Here is a 4,575-nt window from a genome sequence, read left to right on the forward strand (position 1 = left end):
GCGTCGGCCTGGGCGTTGACGCCATCATCACCAACCGCCCCCACGCGGTGCTGGGGTGGCTGGGTCGCTGACCCATGAAACCAACCTTGACCCGTTCGTTCACCTGCACCATTCTCCCGTCTCGGCCACACCGTCGAGATCCAGCCACACGCCGACCGGCTCGTCACGGGGAGTGCACCGGCGCGTTCGGTCCGTGTTCGATCGTTGCGAATGCGTCACCGGACGTGGATTGGCCGGTTTCCGGTACAGGCCATTGGGGCATCCACACCGTGGCGTGGGGCGAAGGAGGTCTCGGGGGTGGCGTTGGTGGTGGCACAGGAGGTGCCCACGTCGTCGAGCATGGCCGTACCCCATGGCCCTGCGGGCGTGGGGGAAGCAAGACACCGAATGCGTGATCAATTGCGCAGGGGTGGCGTTGCGGAATCGGTCATCGACGATGCCGTACTGATACTTTCCGAACTTTTGAGCAACGCGTGCAAACACGGCCGACCACTGGGCGACGCCCTGGCAGGTGACGGCGACGTCCGGGCCGCATGGCGCGTGGACCCGGGCGGTCGGCTGGTCGTCGAGGTGACGGACGGCGGCGGACCGACGCGGCCGGCCCCGGCGACCCCTTCGGTCACCGCACACGGGGGCCGCGGGCTGAACATCATCACGGCACTGGCCGACGACTGGGGCGTCCGGGACGACACCCGGGGCGAGGTCACGGTGTGGGTCGTGGTCCACGACGATGTACACGATCCTGACGCGGCGCACCGACGCGACGACTTCGCCACGCGTGTCACGGCCCCGTCGGTCACGGCCATACCGGACCTGGACTTCGCGGACGCGTTCGACGACCTGGACTGAACGCTCCGCCGACGGGGGCGACCCGGGCCGCACCGGGCACCCGTCGGCAGCTCCCGTTGTCCACAACGCCCCGTCATCCACAGGTTCCCGTCACCCCGCGTACGAACGGCTAGGCTCCCGCCAGTACGAGACGAGCCGTAACCGGGAGACACCCACCATGGCCAAGAAGCGACCCCAGACGAAGGCCGCGCGCCCGCAGCTCACGGACGGAGAGATCCCGGTCGTCGGCGCCCGTGAGCCCTGCCCCTGCGGCAGCGGACGCCGGTACAAGGCCTGCCACGGCAGGGCCGCCGCACAGGCCGCGACCGAGCTGGTGCACCGCCCGTTCGAGGGCCTGCCCGGCGAGTGCGACTGGGTGGCCCTGCGCGAGCTGGTCCCGGCGGCCACGGTCGAGCTGACCCTGAAGAGCGGCCTCCCCGAGGGCGTCCCGTCGGTCACGCTGGCCACCGTTCTGCCGATGGCCTGGCCCGCCCTGCGCCGCGACGACGGCTCGGTCCTGCTCGGCCTGCAGAACGACACGGCGTCCGGTGACATCAGCCGTGACCTCGCCGACACCCTGCAGCGCGCCCTGGAGGCCAAGCCGGGCACGCCGGTGCAGGGCCGCCGCGCCCCGGCCGAGGGCCCGCGACTGCAGGACCTGCTCGACCCGAAGGGCGCCTTCGAGCCGGTCGTGCACCCGGGCTTCGAGTTCTGGGTCCCGGACCCGGAGAACGCCACGCCGGAGGTGACCGCCTCCCTGGAGCGGGCCAACGCCGCCGCCATCCCGACGGCGAAGCTCCAGGGCGTCGACGCCGCCTACTGGTGCGAGACCCCGGAGAAGAACCACCTGCGCTGGGTCATGCCGCACCCGGAGGAGCAGCTTCTGGACGCCCTCGCGCGACTGCACGCGGCCGGCCGGTCGAACCTCGGGGAGGGCACCCGGCTCGTCGGCTCCTTCCGGGCGCACGGTCTCACTGTCCCGGTCTGGGACCTGCCGAGCGGTGTCACCGCCGAGGCCATCGAGAAGCCGGCGGTCGAGTTCGCCGAGCGTCTCGCCGCCGCCCTGGCCACGGACGCGCCGCTCACGGCGGACGAGCGCCGCGCGCGCGGCGGCCTGACCAACCGACAGGTCACTCTCAGCTGACACACAGCGAAGTCACAGGGTTCGGCTGACCGGTCGGTCAGCCGAACCACCCGGCGAAACGGTGCATCGGCCCACAACTCCCGTTCCTAACAGGCCAGTCGGTGTCCGGATTGCCGAGGAAAACCGGAGATCGAATTTGCGAACAGCCGATCTCTTGTTACCGTTCCAGTAGCCCGGTTGCTGGTGCATCCCCCGTCGCCAGCAACCGGGTCCTTCCATGTGCGGCGTCGTTCACGGAACGCCGACACGCGTCAACTTCCCGTAGATGCACCGAAGTTGCTGCCCGAGCGCAGCAGCAGCGGACCCCGTCCGCCGCGCGCCGCGTACTCCGCGACCGCCGAGTAGTCCCCGGGGTCTCCCTGCGTCCGCTCGCGGGGCGTCTCGCAGCTGGCCGGCTCGTCCTCCGCGCCCACCGCGCACCGCATCTGCACCGTGCGGCCACCCGGCCCCATCAGGCTCAGTACGGCGTCCAGGGCGTCGCCGGTCGCATTGCGGTAGTAGGTGCGCGCCCAGGTCTGCTCGCCCTGCGTCAGGACACAGGTCTGCGCCTCGATGCCGTCGGGGGAGGTGAGTTCGGGGCCGCAGCGGGCGGCGGTCGCCAGGCCCAGGCCGAGCAGGAACGGGGAGCGCCTCGGCGCGGGCCGGTCGGCGGGCGCCGCCGCGCCCTCGCCGGCGGCGGCGTCATCGTGAGCAGCACCGGCGTCAGGGCGGGAACCCGCGGCGCCGTCGCGGGAACCCACGGCGCCGGAACCTTTGGCGTCGCCGCGCGGGGACAGACGTACGGTCACGGGGTCCGGTTCGCCCACGGGGCCCGCGGACGCCACGGCCAGTGGCAGCGCGACCGCGCACGCCACGACGCCCGCGAGGGCGAGCAGGCGGACATTCATGAAGGGACGATAACGAGCCGGCCGGCGCGCCCGGTTCCGTGCGCGCCCGACACCCCTAGAACTCGGGCGCGCTCACACCCGTACGAGTGAGAGCCTCGACCACCGCGTCCACCACGGCCTCCACGTCGGGCACCCAGGGAGCGGCCGAGCCGGGCAGCGGAGCCCGCTCCCAGCGAATCTGACCCTGGCCGGTCTCGGACGGGGGCAGCGCAAGATAGCCGCCCTCGCTGTGAAAGCGCAGGGAGCCGGGGACGAAGTCCTTGGCGTAGAGCAGTTCGCCCAACTGCTCCATGGAGTACGGCCGGACGAGCAGCGCCCAGCGCGTGCGGGAGGCGAGGACCGGGCCGAGGCGCATTCCCTTGTGGTCCAGCGCGTCGAGGGCGCGGGCCGCAGCGGGGGCGGGGAGGCTGACCGCGCAGGGGGCCCGGCCGCCGGTGGCGAGGATGATCGGCGCCGTGGGCCGGTTGGTCCACCACCAGCGCACCATGCGCTCGTCGGTGGTGGCCGCGAGCAGGCCGGGGTCGAAGGGGTGCGCTCCGGGCACCGTGCACTCGGGGTCGGGGCAGCCGCAGCGGGCCCGTCCCTGCGGGTCCGCCGTGACACCCGGGAGTACCGGCCACTTCCATTCCGTCGCGAAGGTCAGGGCCGCGCTGAGCACCTCAGGCCTCCCGTCGTTCCGCTTGGACAGGAGCCTGCGTCGCCTTCCGAGGATCTCGCGCATGAGCGCTCGTTCCTTTCCGTTGCACGCCTGGCAACACCGTGGACCACATCACACCATGTGTCGATCACTTCACTGTGCATACCTGTTGGCGCATCACACCCGTGCTCTTCAAGCACGGGGAACCCCTATGGGCCGAGCGTTGGCTGCGTCCGCGTCCATACTGCGTCTGTCAAAAGCATGGGCGTGGCGTGGGGTGGCGAAGTGTGGCGTTTGCCGTCCCGAGTATTTCTCTCCGCCGCTGCCACGGGAGGATGGGGCTCGGTCGTCGGTGGTTAAGACGCCCGGGTCCGTCGCCAGGTTCCGGGTGGCCCCCAACCACCCCTGGCCTTCTCCGAGTACGTACCCATCACGACCGCTGTGACGCTCCGTCGAGCAAGCCCAGTCGACCGCAATAGGCCCTTACCCGAGGCAGTTTTCAGCCAACTTCCGCTTTTCGCAAGAGTTCCCAGGAGATCCGTCCCGAGACCACGGCAGCCCCACGGACACCAGGAATCCCAGCAGGACAATGCTGGACATCTCCTCACGAGTGCGTGTACATGTGGAGACACTGCTAGCGGCGCAGAATGACATGGGGGTTCGCGATGCTTTTGAGCAAAACGCACCGGTCGGAAAGCCGGACGCCATGAACGCCCCGCACCCTTCGAAAGTGGCCGGAATCGATTCAACGGTTCCGGCGCCCGCACACACTGTCGCCCCCTCCGCCCCCACCACGTCCGCCGTCACCACCGGCCCGGGAGCCCTTCTCCAGGACCGGCTCGCCGGCTGGGTCTCGGACCTCACGACCCTCCACGAACTCACCGAACGCCTGGCCCGCACGGATGCACTGCCCGCAGCGCTCCAGGAACTGCTGCGCGCCGGAGCCGCCCTGGTGGGCGCCTCGCGCGGGCTCGTCGTTCTGGAACCGGCCGACGGACTCGGCCCCCGCACGACCCTCGGGCTCGGCCTCGGCCAGGCCGACCTCGGTCACCTCGAGACCGTGCCGCGCGCCTCGATGC

Annotated in this window: 4 protein-coding genes and 1 pseudogene; 3 read left to right on the forward strand and 2 right to left on the reverse strand. The window is 71.0% G+C overall.

Going from position 1 to position 4,575, the window contains the following annotated elements; all coding sequences use genetic code 11:
* Positions 1-210 precede the first annotated feature (210 nt).
* The gene (locus tag ACTWQJ_RS46730) at positions 211-849 is read left to right on the forward strand and encodes an ATP-binding protein (RefSeq protein ID WP_385510535.1); all 639 of its coding nucleotides are present in this window, start codon (positions 211-213) and stop codon (positions 847-849) included.
* Between the two features lie 157 nt (positions 850-1,006).
* Positions 1,007-1,972 carry a DUF5926 family protein gene (locus ACTWQJ_RS46735; protein WP_443312463.1) on the forward strand — a complete coding sequence of 322 codons (966 nt, stop codon included), beginning with the start codon at positions 1,007-1,009 and terminating at the stop codon, positions 1,970-1,972.
* A 251-nt stretch (positions 1,973-2,223) separates the two neighbouring features.
* Here ACTWQJ_RS46735 and ACTWQJ_RS46740 read toward each other — a convergent pair whose 3' ends face one another.
* Both ACTWQJ_RS46740 and ACTWQJ_RS46745 read right to left on the reverse strand, forming a co-directional pair.
* The gene (locus ACTWQJ_RS46740) at positions 2,224-2,859 is read right to left on the reverse strand and encodes a hypothetical protein (protein WP_443312464.1); all 636 of its coding nucleotides are present in this window, start codon (positions 2,857-2,859) and stop codon (positions 2,224-2,226) included.
* A gap of 55 nt (positions 2,860-2,914) precedes the next feature.
* Positions 2,915-3,580: a bifunctional DNA primase/polymerase gene (locus ACTWQJ_RS46745; RefSeq protein ID WP_443312465.1), complete on the reverse strand. Its 666-nt coding sequence runs from the start codon at positions 3,578-3,580 to the stop codon at positions 2,915-2,917.
* Positions 3,581-4,085: 505 nt separating this feature from the next.
* On the opposite strand from ACTWQJ_RS46745, the pseudogene ACTWQJ_RS46750 reads away from it, so the two are divergent.
* Positions 4,086-4,575: pseudogene (locus tag ACTWQJ_RS46750) on the forward strand (phosphatase); the annotation flags it as partial.

The sequence above is a fragment of the Streptomyces sp. KR55 genome, assembly GCF_052245645.1.
Classification (GTDB): Bacteria; Actinomycetota; Actinomycetes; order Streptomycetales; family Streptomycetaceae; genus Streptomyces; species Streptomyces flavusporus.